The following is a 1,141-nucleotide window of genomic DNA, read 5'->3' on the forward strand; positions in this document are numbered from 1 at the left end:
TCGCCGGCACCCTTCTTCACCGCCAGGCCGGCGGCGCCGCTCAGGGGGCCGAGAACCACCTGTGCGCCGTCGCGGTTTACCAGCGCGCGGGTCTTCTCGACCGCGACACTGGGATCCATGGCGCTGTCCTCGATGAACAGCTTCACCGGCCGGCCGTTGATCTCGCCGCCGAACTCCTCAACCGCCAGCTTCACGCCGTCGACGCCGTCGGCGCCCATCTGGGCGAATGCCCCGCTGAGGCTCGCCATCACCCCGATGCGAATGGGTTCCTTGTCCTGTGCCATGAGCGGCGAGCTCACCATGCCGAGGGCCATGCCGCAGCCGGCGATGGCCGCGGTCACTCTGGTCGTGACTCTCATCTCTCTCCTCCGTCGGGCGTATCGCCCGGTTCTGGTTGTCGGTCCGCCCGGTGCCGGTCCGTCTGGCCCGGGCCTCCGTGCTGCGCCCCGTTTATACCGATAAGCACATGCCGCACCGTGCCGCCGCAGGTCCCCCGGGAGGCGGTGCCTGCGGTGGTGCGGGGCGGCCGTTCCGCCCCGGGGGCGGCTCTCCGGCCGCGGCCGCGATCAGCCCCGCTTCGGGCACGCTTGCACCCCTTTCAGGGGTCTGGCGTTATGATTCGTGGCGCGTGACCGTGCTTGAAAACTAGTACGCGACGAGAAAGGCGGGCCATGGCTACAAGACACGACGACCTGTCCGAAACACACATCGTGGGTGAGGACACACAGCAGTGGATCGTCCGTGCCGAGGACTGTCCGTCCCTGGCGGGCCGGCACATTTCGCATGTGGGTGTCGGCGATGCCGCCGTGCCCTACCGGATCGTGCGGCTGCGCCTCAGCGGGGCCTATATCCATGCCTGCCTGGGCGGTGAGGGGGTGATGCTGCTGGACGGCCGCTGGCGGCGCATGGGTCCGGGCATGATGTCGTTCGCGCCCGCTCATGGCCTGCACGCCTTTCATGCGGTCCCCCGGAGCCGCTGGCAGTACTGCTGGGTACGCTATCTGCCGACCGCGCCGCGCTCCGTGGTGGGCACCATGGCGCCGGTCATGGGTGCGTTCCGGGCCGAGCCGCTCAAGCACGCGATCCTGGGTCTGCACAGCGAGGTGTTCCTGGGTGAACACGACCCCGCCGCGTGCGTGCT

At 69.3% G+C, this 1,141-nt stretch carries 2 protein-coding genes; one reads left to right on the plus strand and one right to left on the minus strand.

The features are described 5' to 3' along the window. The coding region (locus G7A99_RS20305) for an ABC transporter substrate-binding protein (RefSeq protein WP_163143668.1) at positions 1 to 359 on the minus strand (359 nt) is incomplete at its 3' end. Positions 360 to 671: 312 nt separating this feature from the next. Between G7A99_RS20305 and G7A99_RS20310 the strand changes: the two genes are divergently transcribed. Next, the coding region (locus G7A99_RS20310; protein ID WP_240466359.1) for an AraC family ligand binding domain-containing protein at positions 672 to 1,141 on the plus strand (470 nt) is incomplete at its 3' end.

The sequence above is a fragment of the Arhodomonas sp. KWT genome (assembly GCF_010993615.1).